The 15,691-nt window shown below is 73.9% G+C and carries 10 protein-coding genes; 6 read left to right on the forward strand and 4 right to left on the reverse strand.

Annotation, left to right across the window (positions count from 1 at the left end):
• Window positions 1-10: 10 nt before the first annotated feature.
• The gene (locus tag ACIBJF_RS21065; RefSeq protein WP_399175583.1) at window positions 11-2,374 is read right to left on the reverse strand and encodes a glycoside hydrolase family 65 protein; all 2,364 of its coding nucleotides are present in this window, start codon (window positions 2,372-2,374) and stop codon (window positions 11-13) included.
• Window positions 2,371-3,111: an HAD family hydrolase gene (locus ACIBJF_RS21070; protein WP_399175585.1), complete on the reverse strand. Its 741-nt coding sequence runs from the start codon at window positions 3,109-3,111 to the stop codon at window positions 2,371-2,373. Before ACIBJF_RS21070 ends, ACIBJF_RS21065 begins: the two co-directional genes overlap by 4 nt.
• A gap of 85 nt (window positions 3,112-3,196) precedes the next feature.
• Here ACIBJF_RS21070 and ACIBJF_RS21075 point away from each other — a divergent pair, with 85 nt between their 5' ends.
• Window positions 3,197-3,859, forward strand: a complete 663-nt coding sequence (locus tag ACIBJF_RS21075; protein ID WP_399175587.1) for a nucleoside/nucleotide kinase family protein — start codon at window positions 3,197-3,199, stop codon at window positions 3,857-3,859.
• A gap of 6 nt (window positions 3,860-3,865) precedes the next feature.
• Here ACIBJF_RS21075 and ACIBJF_RS21080 read toward each other — a convergent pair whose 3' ends face one another.
• Window positions 3,866-5,695: a hypothetical protein gene (locus ACIBJF_RS21080; protein ID WP_399175589.1), complete on the reverse strand. Its 1,830-nt coding sequence runs from the start codon at window positions 5,693-5,695 to the stop codon at window positions 3,866-3,868.
• A gap of 536 nt (window positions 5,696-6,231) precedes the next feature.
• Between ACIBJF_RS21080 and ACIBJF_RS21085 the strand changes: the two genes are divergently transcribed.
• From ACIBJF_RS21085 to ACIBJF_RS21105, 5 genes are all read left to right on the forward strand, one after another.
• The gene (locus tag ACIBJF_RS21085) at window positions 6,232-8,145 is read left to right on the forward strand and encodes a phosphatase PAP2 family protein (RefSeq protein ID WP_399175591.1); all 1,914 of its coding nucleotides are present in this window, start codon (window positions 6,232-6,234) and stop codon (window positions 8,143-8,145) included.
• Between the two features lie 92 nt (window positions 8,146-8,237).
• Window positions 8,238-10,133 carry a phospholipid carrier-dependent glycosyltransferase gene (locus ACIBJF_RS21090; protein ID WP_399175593.1) on the forward strand — a complete coding sequence of 632 codons (1,896 nt, stop codon included), beginning with the start codon at window positions 8,238-8,240 and terminating at the stop codon, window positions 10,131-10,133.
• A 78-nt stretch (window positions 10,134-10,211) separates the two neighbouring features.
• Window positions 10,212-11,129, forward strand: a complete 918-nt coding sequence (locus ACIBJF_RS21095; protein ID WP_356315211.1) for a MurR/RpiR family transcriptional regulator — start codon at window positions 10,212-10,214, stop codon at window positions 11,127-11,129.
• A 445-nt stretch (window positions 11,130-11,574) separates the two neighbouring features.
• Window positions 11,575-11,955, forward strand: a complete 381-nt coding sequence (locus tag ACIBJF_RS21100; RefSeq protein WP_399175596.1) for a hypothetical protein — start codon at window positions 11,575-11,577, stop codon at window positions 11,953-11,955.
• Window positions 11,956-12,137: 182 nt separating this feature from the next.
• The gene (locus tag ACIBJF_RS21105) at window positions 12,138-14,546 is read left to right on the forward strand and encodes a SpoIIE family protein phosphatase (protein ID WP_399175598.1); all 2,409 of its coding nucleotides are present in this window, start codon (window positions 12,138-12,140) and stop codon (window positions 14,544-14,546) included.
• Window positions 14,547-14,825: 279 nt separating this feature from the next.
• On the opposite strand, the gene ACIBJF_RS21110 is transcribed toward ACIBJF_RS21105, so the two are convergent.
• Entirely contained in the window at window positions 14,826-15,299 is a 474-nt protein-coding gene (locus tag ACIBJF_RS21110) for a flavin reductase family protein (RefSeq protein ID WP_399175645.1), read from the reverse strand.
• Between the last annotated feature and the right edge of the window lie 392 nt (window positions 15,300-15,691).

Raw genomic sequence — 15,691 nt, forward strand, 5'->3', positions numbered from 1 at the left:
CGCGCCCGCCTCAGCCGCCGTTCGGGGCGCGATGCAGCGGTTGCTCCGGCGTGGGCCGGCGGACCGCCGGCGGCACGGCCCGCACCGCCGGCTCGTCGGTGCTCACCGTCAGCGGCTCACCGTGGTGGCGCAGGGTCAGCGGCGGGCCGTCCAGCAGCGCGTACATGGCCTTGTCCGCGCCGATGTCCACGCGCAGCCGCCGGCCGCGGAACTCCACGTTGAAGGCCAGCCGGCTCAGCCGCTCGGGCAGGCGCGGCGCGAACCGCAGCCGCTCCCCGTCGCGGCGCATCCCGCCGAAGCCCGCCACCAGCGCCATCCAGGTACCGGCCAGCGAGGCGATGTGCAGCCCGTCGCGGGTGTTGTGCTCCAGGTCCTGCAGGTCCATCAGGGCCGCCTCGGTGGTGTACGCCCAGGCGAGGTCCAGATGGCCCGCCTGGGCGGCGACGACGGCCTGGCAGCACGCCGACAGGGAGGAGTCCCGTACGGTCAGCGGCTCGTAGTAGGCGAAGTTCCGGGCGACCTGCTCGGCGTCCGCCTCCTCGTCTCCCGTGTCGAAGAAGTCCCCGCAGGTGTACATGGCCAGCACCAGGTCGGCCTGCTTGACGACCTGCTTGCGGTAGAGGTCGAAGTAGGGGAAGTGCAGCAGCAGTGGGTACTGCTCGGGGCGGGTGCCGGCGAAGTCCCAGCGCTGGTAGCGGGTGAACCCGGCGTGCTGCTCGTGGACGCGGAGTTCGTCGTTGTAGGGGACGTGCATGGCCTCGGCGGCGTCCCGCCAGGCCGCGCTCTCCTCCTCGTCCACGCCGAGCCGTGCCGCCTCGCGCGGATGGCGTTCGACGGCGTCGGCCGCGGCGAGCAGGTTCTGCCGGGCCATGAGGTTGGTGTACGTGTTGTCGTCGGCGACCGCGCTGTACTCGTCGGGTCCGGTGACGCCGTCGATGTGGAAGACGCCGTGCGCGTCGTGGTGGCCCAGCGAGCGCCACAACCGGGCCGTCTCCACCAGCAGTTCGACGCCGACCTCGCGCTCGAACTCGCGGTCGCCGGTGGCCTCGACGTAGCGGACCACCGCGTCGGCCACGCCGGCGTTCACATGGAAGGCGGCGGTACCGGCCGGCCAGTACGCCGAGCCCTCCGGTCCCGCGATCGTCCGCCAGGGGAACGCGGCCCCGCCGAGCCCGAGTTGGGCCGCGCGTTCACGGGCCTCGTCCAGGGTGTTGTGCCGCCAGCGCAGCGCCTCGGCGACCGCCGCGGGGGCGGTGTGGGTGAGCACGGGCAGCACGAACATCTCGGTGTCCCAGAAGGCGTGCCCGTCGTAGCCGGAGCCGGTCAGGCCCTTCGCCGGGATGGCCCGCTGCTCGGCCCGGCTGCCCGCCTGCAGGACGTGGAACAGGGCGAAGCGGACGGCCTGTTGGACCTGTTCGTCGCCCTCCGCCTCGACGTCGGCGCGGGACCAGAAGTCGTCCAGGCAGGTCCGCTGGTCCGCCAGCAGGCCGTCCCAGCCGTCGTGCGCGGCCGCGGCGAGCGCGGCGTCTACCTGGTCGGCCATCGCGGGCAGCGAACGGGTGCCGGACCAGCCGTGGGCGACCAGCTTCTCGACCCGGAGGGTCTGCCCGGGCTCCAGTACGGAGGTGACCGTCATCCGGGCCACGTCGGTGCCGCTCTCGCTGCGGGTGCTGGTGCGCTCGGGGCCGCTGACGACGTGGTCGGCGGCCACGGCGACCCGCAGGCCGCTGCGCCTGGTGCGGTGCACCAGGCGCAGCCTGCCGCCGGAGGCGAAGTGGTCCTCCTGCTCCAGCGGCGACTGCAGTGCGATGGCCGCGCGCGGGTCGCCGATCGACTCGGGCAGGGTCTCGTTGGCGACCAGCTCGGACTGGATCACCACACGGCTGCGGCGGCCGACGGCCTGGACCTCGTACGCCACCGCGGCCACCGCGCGCTGGGTCAGCGACACCAGCCGGGTCGAGCGCACCCGCACCGTGGAGCCCGCCGGGGAGGTCCACTCGCAGGTCCGCTCCAGCACCCCGCGGCGCAGATCCAGCACCCGCTCGTGGGCGACGAGCCGGCCGTAGCGCAGGTCGAACGGCTCGTCGTCCACCAGCAGCCTGAGGATCTTGCCGTTGGTGACGTTGATGACCGTCTGGCCCGACTCCGGGTAGCCGTAGCCGGCCTCCGCGTACGGCAGCGGGTGCACCTCGTGGACGCCGTTGAGGTAGCTGCCGGGCAGGCCGTGCGGTTCGCCCTCGTCGAGGTTGCCGCGCCAGCCGACGTGCCCGTTGGACAGCGCGAACACCGACTCGCTCTGGGCGAGCACATCGAGATCGAGGGCCGTCTCCCGTACGGCCCACGGCTCCACGCTGTACGACCGGTCGGTGATCACTGCTTGCCTCCCAGCTCGGCCAGGTCCTTCACCACAATGGTCGCGCCGTGCGCGTACAGGGCGTCGGCCTGGCCCACGCGGTCCACGCCGACGACATACCCGAAGCCGCCCGCGCGGCCCGCGTCCATGCCGGCCAGCGCGTCCTCGAAGACGGCGGCCCGGGACGGCTCGACGCCCAGGTCGTGGGCGGCGGCGAGGAAGGTGTCGGGGTGCGGCTTGCCCGGCAGCCGCCGCTCGGCGGCGACCACACCGTCGATCCGTACGTCGAAGAAGTGCTCGGCGCCGACGGAGCGCAGCACGTCCCGGCAGTTCGCGCTGGAGGAGACGATCGCCGTGCGCAGCCCTTCAGCACGGACCGCCTCCAGATAGCGCAGGGTGCCCTCGTAGGCCTCCACGCCGCCGGTGCGGATCCGCTCCAGCAGCAGGACGTTCTTGCGGTTGCCGAGGCCGTGCACGGTGGGTGCGTCCGGGGGGTCCTCCGGGGTGCCCTCGGGCAGGCGGATGCCGCGCGAGTCGAGGAAGGCGCGGACCCCGTCGGCGCGGGGCCGCCCGTCCACGTACTCGTCGTAGTCGGCGACCGCGTCGAACGGCCGCCCCTGCTCCCCCGCGTAGTCCCGCAGGAACGCGTCGAACGTCTCCTTCCAGGCGGCGGCGTGGACGACGGCCGTCTTGGTGACCACCCCGTCGAGATCGAAGAGACAGGCCTGGATGGTGTCGGGCAGACCGAGCTGAGTCATACCCAGCACTGTTCCCCGTGGGGCGCCGTCCAGTGAGTGGCACACACCACACACTGTACGAATTCCTGGTGACACACTCTGCTGTGTGCCGCTGACTTTCGACGACCTCCTCGACCGTGCCCGTGGCCTCGTCCGGGACCGCCGCCGTGCCGTGCTGGGCATCGCGGGCAACCCCGGTGCGGGCAAGACCACCCTCGCCGAGCACCTGGTGCGCGCCCTGAACACCGACGGGCCGCCCTGGGCCGCGCACGTGCCCATGGACGGCTTCCACCTCGCCGACGCCGAACTGGACCGGCTCGGCCGCCGGGACCGCAAGGGCGCGCCGGACACCTTCGACGCGGCCGGGTACGCGGCGCTGCTGCGGCGGCTGCACGAGGACACCGACGAGGTGGTGTACGCACCCGGGTTCGAGCGGGTGCTGGAACAGCCGATCGCGGGCGCGATCCCGGTGCCGCCGGCCGCACGGCTGGTGGTGACCGAGGGCAACTACCTTCTGCTGACGGAGGGTTCATGGGCGCGGGTGCGGCCGTGCCTGGACGAGGTGTGGTTCTGCGAGACGGACGAGGAGGCGCGGATCCGGCGGCTGATCGCCCGGCACGAGGAGTTCGGCAAGGACCACGAGACGGCCGTGGCCTGGGTGCTGGGCACGGACCAGCGCAACGCCGACCTGGTGGCGACGACCCGGGGGCGGGCGGATCTGGTGGTGCCGGCGGGCGCGCTGCCGGCACCGGTGCTCCCCGAACGCTGACGACGCTCAGCGGCGCAGGGTGAGGGACGGCTCCCCACGGCTGTCGCCCGCCACCGCGCCGACGACCGCCGTGAACGCCTCCGTGCGTACGGTGAGACGGTCCGCGCCCTCCTCGAACACCGGCGCGAAGGGGCCGCCGGGCCCGTACCGCACGGCGAACACGTGCAGGCCCTCGGGGGCGCCCGGCGCCGGCTCGGCCTCCAGGGCGCTGGAGGAGACCAGGTGGCGCCATCCCTCGTCGGGGTTGCCGTAGCCGCGCGGATCGGCGGCGAGCGCGAACGCCGCCTGTTCCTGGGTGAGTTCACCGCGGGCGTCGAAGTGGTCGGGGCCGGAGTCCGCGGGGTGCGTGAGGCGCAGGCCGCCCGCCGCGGCGACCTGGCCCTCGGCGGTACGGCGCACCCGGTCGCCGTCGTCGGCGGCGTACGGCAGCCCGGACAGCAGGTAAGGAGCCCCGTCGAGCCGCTCCACGGCGACCGTCACCCACAGGCTGGTGCCGTCGGTGACGTACAGCGAGCGCACATGGCGCAGGACGTGGTCGCGGTCGACGACGGGCTTGGTCACCAGCTTCGCCGCGAGCCCGTCGGCGCGGACGTCCGCGACCCGGACCTCGCCCATCGGGCGGCACAGCAGGAAGCCGTCCGTCACCGGACCGAACCCGTGCCGGCGGCGCACGGCCGCGGGCAGGTAGTAGGTGCCGCCCGCCTCGATGAGCGAGGGGGTCATCCGGCTGTCGAAGGCCACGGACACCGTGCCGGAGCGCAGTTGGTGGCGGCGGGGAGCCTGCGACGGCTCGCGGTGCCATCGAGCGGTGTCCTGGATCTGCCAGACCAGCATGAACGCGAAGTGCCCGTCGATCCGGCCGTCCCGCTGGGCCGCGTGCCGGCCCCAGCGGGTGTCACCCCGGTAGCGGCCGAGGTCGGAGCCGATGCGTGCGCCGAAGTACCGCAGCCCGAGGACGGATTCGAAGCCGCAGTGCTGTTCGCTGTAGCGGGGGCCGCCGTTGTCGTAACCGCCGGACGTCAGCCGGGCGTCGATGTACCGGGCGAGGGTGTCGCCGTCCTCGGCGAAGACCTCCTCTGCGCTGACCCGGTGGGCCTGGGCCAGGAAGGACAGGGAGATCGGGCCGTAGTTGTTGTCGTAGGCACCGCCGTGCTCGGGAGGCAGGAGCGCGCCCCGGTCGCGGACGCGGTGGGCGCGGATCTCGTCGGCGTACAGGCTCAGTGCGCGCGCCCGGACCGACTCGCCCTGCCCTTGCGGGAGGTGGCGGGCCAGCATCAGGCCGCCGACCACGCAGCCGATGGCCTGGTTCCCGGCCTCCTGCGGGTTGAAGAAGGTGGCCTCGGTGAGCCAGCGCCAGTAGCCGTGCGCCACATCCCGCAGTGCCGTGCGCTGTTCGTCGGCCAGGAGACCGTCGGCCCCGTCGAGGACGTTGACCGCCTGGAGCAGCGCCCAGACCGTACTGGGCCAGTCGCCGATCGGATGGGCCCCCGCTTCGAGCACGTAACGGGCATGGGGCAGGCCCGAGTCGGTGACCCTGAGGTTCGGATAGCCGGGGTTGTCCGTGGTGTGGACGCACTCGCGCAGATGGAAGGCGAGGCTGCGGCGGACGGCCTCCGGCAGCCGGGGGTCCCCGCCCCGCCGCCAGGCGAGGACGAGCAGCGAGGTGACGCCGAGGGAGGTGTCGCCGATGTCGTCGTGGGCGTCGGGGTGTTCGAGGTTGCCGTCGGGGGTCATCCGGGCGAGGGCCTGCTCGGTGACGTCGGCGAGGACCGCGTCGTACGCCTGCGGGGTGTCCGGCAGGTCGTGCAGCGGGCCGCGCTGGTAGGGCAGATGCATGCGGTTCGGCCCTTCCTTCCGGTGGTGGCCAGGCCTTGCACCAGTCTCGCCCGGAAGCCGGGGAAGCAGATGAGCGTCGAGGCGAGGGCGAGTGTCGGCATGGCGAACATCGCGCTGTAGAAGGCGCCGGCGGCGAGGACCTTCGGGACGACCGGCGGCGGTCCGGGCCGGTCCCAGGGGGCGGTGGCGGTACGCACATGCCGGGCCGCGCACGACCGCGGCGGGGAACCGACGCGTCGCCGCCGAGGCGGGTTCGGCGCTCGCCCGTCGCGTGAGGGGCGCGGGCAGCACTGTCCTCGCTCGGCCGCCGATTGCGTGAGCGTTCGTTCCTGTGGGGCCAAGGGCGTTTCTGTGCACCCTGCGGCCCGCGTTCACCCGCCGACCACGCGCAGATCACCGTGACCTACCCGGCGGGACACACCAGAGCCCTAGATATTCACCCGTTCAACTTCTTCCCTCTTCTTCTCCACGGGATCACACAAGTCGGCACATCCCGCCGGGAGCCCGTGGCCGACCGACTCCTGAGAGGCACAGGCATGCCGTCATCTGCCGGGCAGCAGCACCCCTCCTCCGTGCCGGACCGGCGCGGGTTCCTCAAGACCTCGCTGGCCGCGTCGGCGGGCGTGCTCGCCGCCCCGGCACTCGCCGCCTGGCTGCCGGCGGCCGACGCCAAGGCCGCGAACGCGCCGGCCGCGTTCGTGGACGACTACAAGACCAACGTCGTCGCCAACCTCACGCCCGAGACCAACGCGGTGGTCCGGATCCTCGGCGGCTTCGCCCAGGTGTGGAAGACCGGCTCCGCCTGGGACACCGGCACCCCGCTGCGCCCCGACGTGCTGCGCGCCGACATGGACTACTGCGCCCGCGTCACCCGGACGCGCACCGACGCACAGGCGAAGGAGGCGTTCGTCTACGACCGCCAGCACCAGAGCTACGCCCTGATCGCCGGCCTCGGCCCGCTCGCCGGCCTCTACAAGGAGGGCGCGAAGGCGGTCACGTCGATCACGAGCGCGCCCGACGGCACACCCGCGACCACCGTCAGCGACGCGGTCCCCGCGGACGCCCCGGCCGGCTCGGCACTCGGCGCCGGCGCCCACGACTCGGCCCTCGGCAAGGTCGCCGAACTGGTCGACACCGTGCGCGGCCCCTACGCCTCCGGCAACCCCGCCAAGTACGCCTACCAGTACCCGCGTCCCTGGCGCCTGACCGAGGACAGCGAGGTCGTCGACACGGGCCGCACCGACGCGTTCGGCTTCCCGGTGTACGACTCGCCGGTGGTCGTGGCCCCGCAGCTGCTGCGCCAGCGCGGCGCGTCCGCCACCGACGACGGCGGTTTCCCGAGCGGCCACACCAACGCCTTCCACCTGGCCGCGCTGGCCTACGCCTACGCCGTGCCCGAGCGCTTCCAGGAGCTGGTGACCCGCGCGTTCGAGCTGAGCCACACCCGGATCGTGGCGGGCATGCACCACCCCGTCGACGTCGTCGGGGGCCGGATCATGGCCACCGCGCTCGCCGCGGCCACCCTCGCCGACCCGGCCAACGCGCAGTTGAAGGCCGCCGCCCGCGCCCAGGCCCTCGCCTACTTCACCGCGCGGACCGGCACCAGCGCCGACACGCTGTACGACTACGCCCACACCGGCGCCGACCCGTACGCCGACCGGGACGCGGGCGCCCGCGCGGTCCGGTCCCGGCTGACCTACGTCCTCGCCCGGCAGGGCCGCGATCTGCCGCTGACCGTGCCGAAGGGCGCGGAGGTGCTGCTGGAGACCCGGCTGCCGTATCTGACGGCCGATCAGCGCCGTGAGGTGCTGCGCACCACCGGCCTGCCCTCCGGGTACGTCCTCATCGACGGCTTCGAGCAGTGGGGACGGCTGAACCTGTTCGCCGCCGCGGACGGTTACGGCGCCTTCGACTCGGACGTCTCGGTCACGCTGGACACGGCGGCGGGCGGTTTCTCGGCGGCCGACGCCTGGCGCAACGACATCGACGGGCGCGGCGGGCTGACCAAGCGCGGCACCGGCTCGCTCGCGCTGACCGGCCGCAACCGCTACACGGGCGGGACGGTGCTGACGGAGGGCACGCTGGTCGCCGGCTGCGAGGACGCCCTCGGCCACGGGGACGCCCGGGTCGCGGGCGGCACGCTGCGGGTGGCCGAGCGGCTGCGGGTGCGCGGCGCGTACGCGCAGGACGCGGGCACGCTGGAGGTCATCCTGCGCGCCGGCGGCAAGGCGCCGCTGGCGGTCGGGCACCTCGCCGTACTGGGCGACTCCGCGGTGCTGTCGCTGCGGCTGGACACCGGGCGGCCGCCGGCCGAGGGCGACGCCGTGCCGGTCGTCGACGTGCCGCGGCTGCGCGGCCGGTTCACGCGGATCGAGGTGAACTCCGACCGGCTGCGGGCCGTACCCGTGTACACGGCAGAAGGTCTGTCGGTACGACTCGTGAAGCGGTGACGCCGCCGGCGGCGGGAGCGGTGCGACAGTAGGGCCATGATCCGGCCCACGACCGTTCCCGCCGCCCTCCGGCCGGTGCCACCGCGGGGCGGATGATGGCGCGCGAACAGCACCTGGTCCTCACCCGTGCGGCTGCCGAGGGGGCGCGACGGCCTGCCTCCGGCCACCGCCCGTACGCCTGGCTGCGCCGCCACCGGCGGTGGCTGGTGCCCCTGCTGGCCGCGCTGTTGCTCGCCCAGATGGCCGCGGCGATGGTCACCACGGCCGTCCAGCAGACCCCGACCATCGACGAGCCGGTGTACGTCGCGACCGCCACCGACTATCTGCACGAGCACCGGCTGCGCTACAACCCCGAGCACCCGCCGCTCGGCAAGCTGCTGATCGCGACCGGTGTGGCGGTCGCCGACCCGCACTACGACCCCTCCTTCACCGGCACCCAGGGGGATGTCGGCCGGCATCTGCTCTACGAGTCGAGCAACGACCCCTGGCGTGTGATGCTGTGGGCGCGGCTGCCGGTGATCGTGCTGACGCTGCTGTTCGGGCTGGTCGCCTTCGCGTTCGCCCGCGACCTGACGGGCACGGCGGGCGGCCTGGTGGCGCTGGCGCTGTACGCCTTCTCGCCCGATCTGATCGCCCACGGCTCGCTGGCCACGCTGGATGTGCCGATGGCCGGGTTCGTGCTGGCGTCGGCCTGGCTGGTGTGGCGGGCGCGGCGCCGGCCCGGGCTGTACCTGCCGCTCGCCGGTGCGGCTCTCGGGGCGGCCGTGGCGACGAAGATGAGCGCTCTGCCGGCGGTTCCGGTGCTGATGGGCCTGGCCGCGGTGTCCGTCCTGGCGGCGCACCGGCGACCGGCGCTGCCACCGGCGGACCGGCCGGACACGGGCAGCGGCCGGGCGCAGGCCACACGCCCAACGGCCGGATCGCACACGGACATCGACCGGCACCGGGACACGCACCCGGCCGGCGAGCCGGACGCGGCCACCGGCCTGGACCGGAAGGCGCCGTGGACCGGCAGACGCGCAGCCCTGTCCCTCCTCGCGGGCGTCCCCGGCGGCCGGCGGCGGATGGCGCTGTCGGCGCCGGCCGGCGCGGTCGGCGTGGCGGGGGTGGCGGTCGCCGTCGTCTGGGCCGCGTATCTCGCCGTCGATCCCGGCCTGCGGTTCTCCCCCGCCGAACCCGTCCCGGCCCTCCACGGGCTGCGCGGCCGGCTGGTGGACCTGCTGCCGGTGCCCGGTGCCTACCGCGCGGGCCTGCGGGTGCAGTTCGGGCTGGAGGACTACCCGTGGCAGGGCTATCTGTTCGGGCACCTGTACACCGGCTCGCGCTGGTACTACCTGCCGGCCGCCCTGCTGCTGAAGACGCCGCTCGGGCTGCTGGCGCTGGGCGCGGCGGGTGCGGTGGCGGTCGTGGCGCTGCGGCGGCTGCGGCCCGCGGCGCCGTATGTGCTGCTGCCGCCAGGGGTGCTGCTCGGGGCGGCCATGTCGGGGTCGCGGGACTTCGGGACGCGGTACGCGCTGTTCGTGCCGATGTTCCTCGCGGTGGCGGCGGCCTGTGTGCCCCGGCCCGGCCGGCGGTGGACGGCCGCCGCGACGGCCGCGCTGGTGCTGTGCACGGCCGTGAGCTCGCTGCGGACCTTCCCGACCTACCTGCCGTACTCCAACGAGGCCTTCGGCGGCCCCGCCCGCACCCACCGGCTGCTGCACGACTCCAATGTGGACTGGGGCCAGGACCTGGGCCGGCTCGCGGACCGGCTCCGGCAGCGGTATCCGGGCGAGCGGGTGTGGCTGGTGTACAAGGGCAGCGGCGTGCCGTCGTACTACGGCATCCAGGCCGCCGATCCGCGCACGGTGCCGCTGGAGCGGGTGCACGGGCTGCTGGTGGTCTCGGACTCCGCGCTCGCCAAAGCGCGCGGACGGCTCGCGGAGCTGGTCCGCAGCAGCCGGCCGGCCGGTGACGTGGGCTATTCCATCAGCCTCTTCCGGCGCTGAAACCTCCTGCTCAACCCCCTGTTCCTGACGGTGGGTGAGCTATGTTGAGTGCTTGTGGCAGAAAAAGGAGGCGGACCGGTGCCCTCGCCGCAGCAGGCACGCGCACAGGCATCAGCGATCACGTCCGGCAAGGCTGTGCCCGCGGCCGAGGCCGCCCCGACCTCGCAGCTCAGGGAACTCTTCGACGGCCCCCGTCTGTCGCCGGGGCAGCGCCGCATCGCCCAGTACCTGATCGAGCACATCACCGAGGCCGCCTTCCTGTCCATCACCGAGCTGGCCGACCGGGTCGGGGTCAGCCAGCCCTCGGTCACCCGCTTCGCGGGCGCCGTCGGCTTCAGCGGCTACCCGGCGCTGCGCGAGAGGCTGCAGTCGATCGCGCTGAGCACGCTGGCCGGCGGGCCGGGCGAGGAGAACCGGGCCAACGAGCTGCAGGCGGCCGTCGACGCCGAGATCGAGAACCTGGAGAACCTGCGCCGGGACTTCGCCGACCCCGACCAGATCATCCGGGTCGGCCGCGAGCTCTCCCGGTCCACCCCGCTGACGGTGCTGGGCCTGCGCATCTCGGAGTCGCTGGCCGAGTACTTCGGTTACGCGGCCCGCCGCATCCATCCCGACGTACGGCTGGTCACCCGGGGCGGCAGCGTGGCCTACGACGCGCTGCTGCAGTGCCGTGAGGCCGGCGGCACCTGGGTGCTGGCCTTCGCCATGCCCAGGCACTCCCAGGAGACGCTCCAGGCCGTCCGGGTGGCCCGCGGCGCCGGCCTGAAGGTCGCCCTGGTGACCGACCTGGCGCTCGGGCCGGTGGCCGACGAGGCCGACGTCACCTTCGCCACCGGCACCGGCTCACGGCTGGTGTTCGACTCCTACGCCGCGCCGGGCGTGATGGCGGCCGCGCTGCTGCAGGCCATGACCGACGCCGATCCGGAGCGCACCCAGGCCCGCCTGGAGAAGTACGAACAGCTCTCCGACCAGCACCACTTCTTCATGAAGGACTGAATCCGGCGCATTCGTGCGCCCGTGGCGCCGGGTGCGGTGAAGATCTCGCGGTCTCCCCTGCCATGGACGGGGATCATCCACGACAAAGCACGCATGAATGTTTTCATACGTCTTGCAAAGCAGACGGCATATATAAATACTGCTCACGGATCGCGCCCGGCCCACTCCGGGCACGTTCCGCACCTGCGGACTCACCGCTCGCACACCGCCCCGAGAAAGCCGACGGACCGCCCATGCGTATGCCAGTCACCGCGCAGCGCCGGTTTCCGATGCCCGGGGCCCCCGCACGGACACCCCCAGCCGCCGTCCCCTACCCACGTCGGCGCCCGGGGTGTACCGGGGCGCGCCGTCTGCGCGACGCGCCCGTGGCGGCCCCGGCCATCCCCTAGGCCGGGGCCGCCCCGCACCCGTCGGACCACCCTCACGACGCCGCACACCGGAAGCGATGATCATGCCTCTGACCAGCACCCGTATCAGCCCCGACTGGCCCTGTCAGGTCAAGACGCCGGGCTCGTACGACTGGGAGCGCTCGGCGGCCAAGTGGCTGCGTGAGCTCATCCCCGCGCGCTACGCCAGCTATCCGGCCCTCATCCGGCACCCCGTCCTGCTCGCCCGGCACGCCCAGCTGCAGGTCCAGCAGGAGATCCGGGTGGCCCGGACGGCACTGCAGACCGCACGGGCCGAGCTGCCGATGCTCGGCCTGCCCGAGTCGGTCATCGAGCACACGATCAAGCTGTACGCCGCCGAGGTCCTGCAGCTGCAGCACATCGCCCGCAGCGTCCGCGCGGTCAGCGACGCCCTGGCCGGACGCGGCGCGGGCCGCTGAACGGCGGGCCGCCACCGGCCCCACCGGTCGACGGCGCACCACCGTTCATCCCGTTGGGCTGGGCTTGTGCGGACGAATCGCACATGCCTTCGGGCGGTCCTGCAACGCTCGTGTGAAGCTCATATGAAACCGGACCCGCCAGACGAGTGATCGAACGGGCCTTGATGTGACATGCTCGTCGCGTGACGAGCGAGCCCGTTGACCCGGTGGATCCCCCCGGCGGCGACCCGATCGCCCTGGCCAGGGTCGTCGCCCGGCAGCGCGCGGAATTGGCACGGCTGCGGGACCTGGCCGCCTCCGCGGCGGTCCAGGAGCGGGCCAAAGGCGTGCTCATGGCCGTCACCGGCTGTTCCCCGGAAGCCGCGCACGAGGAGTTGCTGCGGCGCGCCGCGAACGGCAACCGCACGCTCCTCGAACAGTGCTGGCTCACCCTGGGCGCCCTGCCGCCGGCGAAGGAGCAACCGGCCGGCACGCCGCCCGCGTCCGCCGCGCCGCCGGCCGCCGGCTCCTGGGAGGTCTCGCCCACCGGCACGGTGGAGCTCGCGAAGAAACTCGGGCACATCGGCCGGGACCTGGTCCGGGTCGGCACGCCGCAGGAACTGGCCTGGTGTCTGCTGCACCACATCGCGCCCGAGACGGACGCCGACGCCGTGATGCTGTACCAGCGGCTGCCCGAGGGCGGGCTCGAACTGATCGGGCACGCCGGCGTCGACCCGACCTTCGCCGCGCAGTGGCGGTACGTCCCCCCGGTCTCCGGAGTGGCCGCGCTGGACGCCCTGCGCTCCGGCGAGCCGAGGTGGCTGGAGGACCTCTCCGGGGACGACGACCGGTACCTGATCATCGGTGAGTCGCCGGAGCGCTGGCCCAGCCGGGCCTGGCTGCCCGTGCCCATCGGGGACGCCGCGCATGTCGCCCTCGGCGTGTGGCGCGGCCGCGGCGGGACGTTCGAGCCGCGCGAGCGGCGGCTGCTGCGGGCCGTGGCCCGGCTGTGCGCGGGCCGGCTGCGCGCCTTCGACCCCGGCCAGGAACGCGCCGGCGAGGCCGTCACCCAGACCGTGCAGGCGGTGTTCGAGGCGCTGCCCGGCGCGGCGATCCTGCTGACTCCGCTGCGCGCCGCCTACGGCGAGGTGGAGGACTACCGCATCGACGCCGCCACCCCGGAGGCGGTCGACGTGTTCGGCCGGTCCGGCTGGGAGATGGCCGGCCGACAGGTCCTGGAGAGCTATCCGGCCCTCGCGGGCGAGCCGCTGTGGCAGGGCTGTCTGCAGGCGCTGGAGACGGGGGTGCCCTTCGAGAGCGAGCCGTTCGTCCACCAGGAGGTGGTCGGCGAGGTGCCCGTGACCGCCACCTACTCGGTGCGGGCCGCCCCGCTGGGCGAGGGCCTGCTGGTCACCTGGCTGCGGCACCACCCCGCCGAGCGGCAGGAGCAGCGCCTGGCCGATGTGCAGCGGCTGGGCAAGCTCGGCTGGGCCAACTGGAACCTGGTCACCCAGGAGATCTCCTGGTCCGAGCAGACGTACACCGTGCTCGGCCGGCCCCCGGCCGAGCGGCCGCTCGCTCTGGAACGGCTCCCGGACCTCGCCCTGCCGGAGGACGCGGGTCCGCTCACCCACGCGATCGCCGAACTGGTCCGCCACGCCCGGCCGTTCGACGTGCCGTTCCGCATCGACACGACCGAGGGCGTCCGGCATCTGCGGCTGGTCGCGGAGGCCGTGACGGCGCCGGACGGCACCACCGTCGAGGTGCACGGCTTCGTCCAGGACCTCACCCGGCAGCGGAGCGCGGAGCTGGCGCTGGTGGAGAGCGAGCGGGCGATGCTGCTGCAGCGCGGGATCCTGCAGGCCGAGCGCGCCCTGGCCGCCCGGCTGCAGCACGCCCTGCTGCCCCTGCCGATCAAGCCGGTGCGGCTGGCCGGGCTGCGTATCGAGGTCGCCTATCTGCCCGCCCAGACCGGCGTCCATGTGGGCGGCGACTGGTTCAGCGCCATAGAACTGCCCGACGAGAACGCGCTGTTCGTGGTCGGTGACGTCGCGGGCCACGGCGTCGACGCGGTGGCCACGATGGCCCAGCTCAGATTCAGCGCGAAGGGCATGGTCACCACCGGCTCCTCGCTGACCGGGGTGCTGGCGCGCCTCAACTACCTGCTGCTGCACTCCCGCGACACCCAGACCACCGCCACCGTGGTACTCGCCCGCTACGACCCCGTCCGGCACGTCCTCGCCTGGGCGCAGGCCGGGCATCTGCCGCCGCTGCTCGTGCGCCGCGGCGAGGCGCGCTATCTCGACCGGCCCGGCGGCATGCTGCTCGGCGCGAGCGTGGCCCCCGTCTTCGAGGCGGCGGAACTCCGTCTGGAGCCCGGGGACCGGCTGCTGCTGTACACCGACGGCCTGGTCGAGCGCACCGGTGAGAGCCTCGACGCGGGCCTGGACCGGCTGGCCGAAGCGGTGCGCGCCCAGGGGTGCGGCGCGTCCGGATCCCTGGACGCGTTGCTCGCCACGATGCTCGCGGAAGAGGGGCGGGACGATGTGTGCGTGCTGGACATCAGGTTGCCGCTGGAAGACGTGACGGACGCGCCGGACACGGACGACTAGGGCCGGGCGGCGCCGGGGTCCGGTGGCGGTCCTCCGGGGGGCGGGACCGGGATCAGTCGTCGTCCCGGTGTCGCCAGTACCAGAACGCCCCGACGACGAGGGCCAGCAGAAAGACGGCGGGCACGAGCAGGCCCGGGATGCGGGAGCCGGTCATCGGGCTGGCTTTCGTTCGTGGTGCGGCGGTACGCGCGGCCGTCGGCCGCGGGCTGCCCATGATGGCGCCGGGCCGCTGCCGGGGCAATGCCTCCGGCCGGGGTGTCGCCGGGTGTTCGCACCGGTTCAGTCCGCCGGGTGACCGGCCTTGATGCCGACCGCGTCGGACAGGCGCAGCAGCGGCCCGGAGCGCCCCTCGCCCCACTGCACCGGGTCCAGGACGAAGCCGACGTGGTCGCCGCCGTCGGTACGGTGAAGGATGGTGCCGACGAACCAGGCCGCGGTGTTCCGCAGCACCACCGCGCCGCCGTACCCCTCCGTCCACTCCAGGCGCGCGAACTTGTCGACCTCGTCCCCGGTCTCGCCGCCGAGGAGTTCCGCGAGGTTCCGCTGGTCGCGGGTGATCAGGTGGACGCCGAGGTGCTGGGCGGCCCGGGCGACGCGGTAGGTGTGGTTGGCCTTGGACAGCCAGACCGTGAACCTGGGCGGCCGGATGGAGCACTGCGAGGCGAAACCGACCAGGCACCCGGCGCGCTCACCGTCGGCGACGGCCGTGACCACGCACATGTCGGGGTTCAGCCGCGCGAAGAAGTCCTCCATGGAGCCGTCCCCGCCCGCCCCCGGGCCGGCGCCGGCCACACTCGGCACACCGCCGACACCCGCCGTGCCCGCCGCACCACCCGAGCCCGCCGCACCGTCCGAGCCCGCCATGCCTGCCGTACGGCCCAGGCGCACCGTGCCGTCCGTGCCGTCCGTGCCCGCCGTGCCTGCCGCACCGTCTGTGCCCACCGTACCGTCCCCGCCCGCCGCACCGTCCGCGCCCGCCGCACCATCTGTGCCCGCCGTGCCCGCCGCACCGTCCGCGCCCGCCGCACCGTCCGTGCCCGCCGTACGGCGTATCGGGCCGTCCGTGCCCGCCGCACCGTCCGCGTCCCCTGTGCTCCGCGTCCCGTCCACGTCCGTCATGGCACCGTGCTCCCGTCCGCCGCTAC

Origin of the sequence: Streptomyces sp. NPDC050743 (assembly GCF_044456925.1) — a bacterium.
In the GTDB taxonomy this organism is placed as follows: Bacteria; Actinomycetota; Actinomycetes; order Streptomycetales; family Streptomycetaceae; genus Streptomyces.

What these genes read in the sequence shown, in the direction of transcription:
- ACIBJF_RS21080 (WP_399175589.1), bottom strand. Translation starts at nt 5,695, where the DNA reads ATGCATCTGCCCTACCAGCGCGGCCCGCTGCACGACCTGCCGGACACC.
- ACIBJF_RS21090 (WP_399175593.1), top strand. Translation starts at nt 8,238, where the DNA reads ATGATGGCGCGCGAACAGCACCTGGTCCTCACCCGTGCGGCTGCCGAG.
- ACIBJF_RS21085 (WP_399175591.1), top strand. Translation starts at nt 6,232, where the DNA reads ATGCCGTCATCTGCCGGGCAGCAGCACCCCTCCTCCGTGCCGGACCGG.
- ACIBJF_RS21110 (WP_399175645.1), bottom strand. Translation starts at nt 15,299, where the DNA reads ATGGAGGACTTCTTCGCGCGGCTGAACCCCGACATGTGCGTGGTCACG.
- ACIBJF_RS21100 (WP_399175596.1), top strand. Translation starts at nt 11,575, where the DNA reads ATGATCATGCCTCTGACCAGCACCCGTATCAGCCCCGACTGGCCCTGT.
- ACIBJF_RS21070 (WP_399175585.1), bottom strand. Translation starts at nt 3,111, where the DNA reads ATGACTCAGCTCGGTCTGCCCGACACCATCCAGGCCTGTCTCTTCGAT.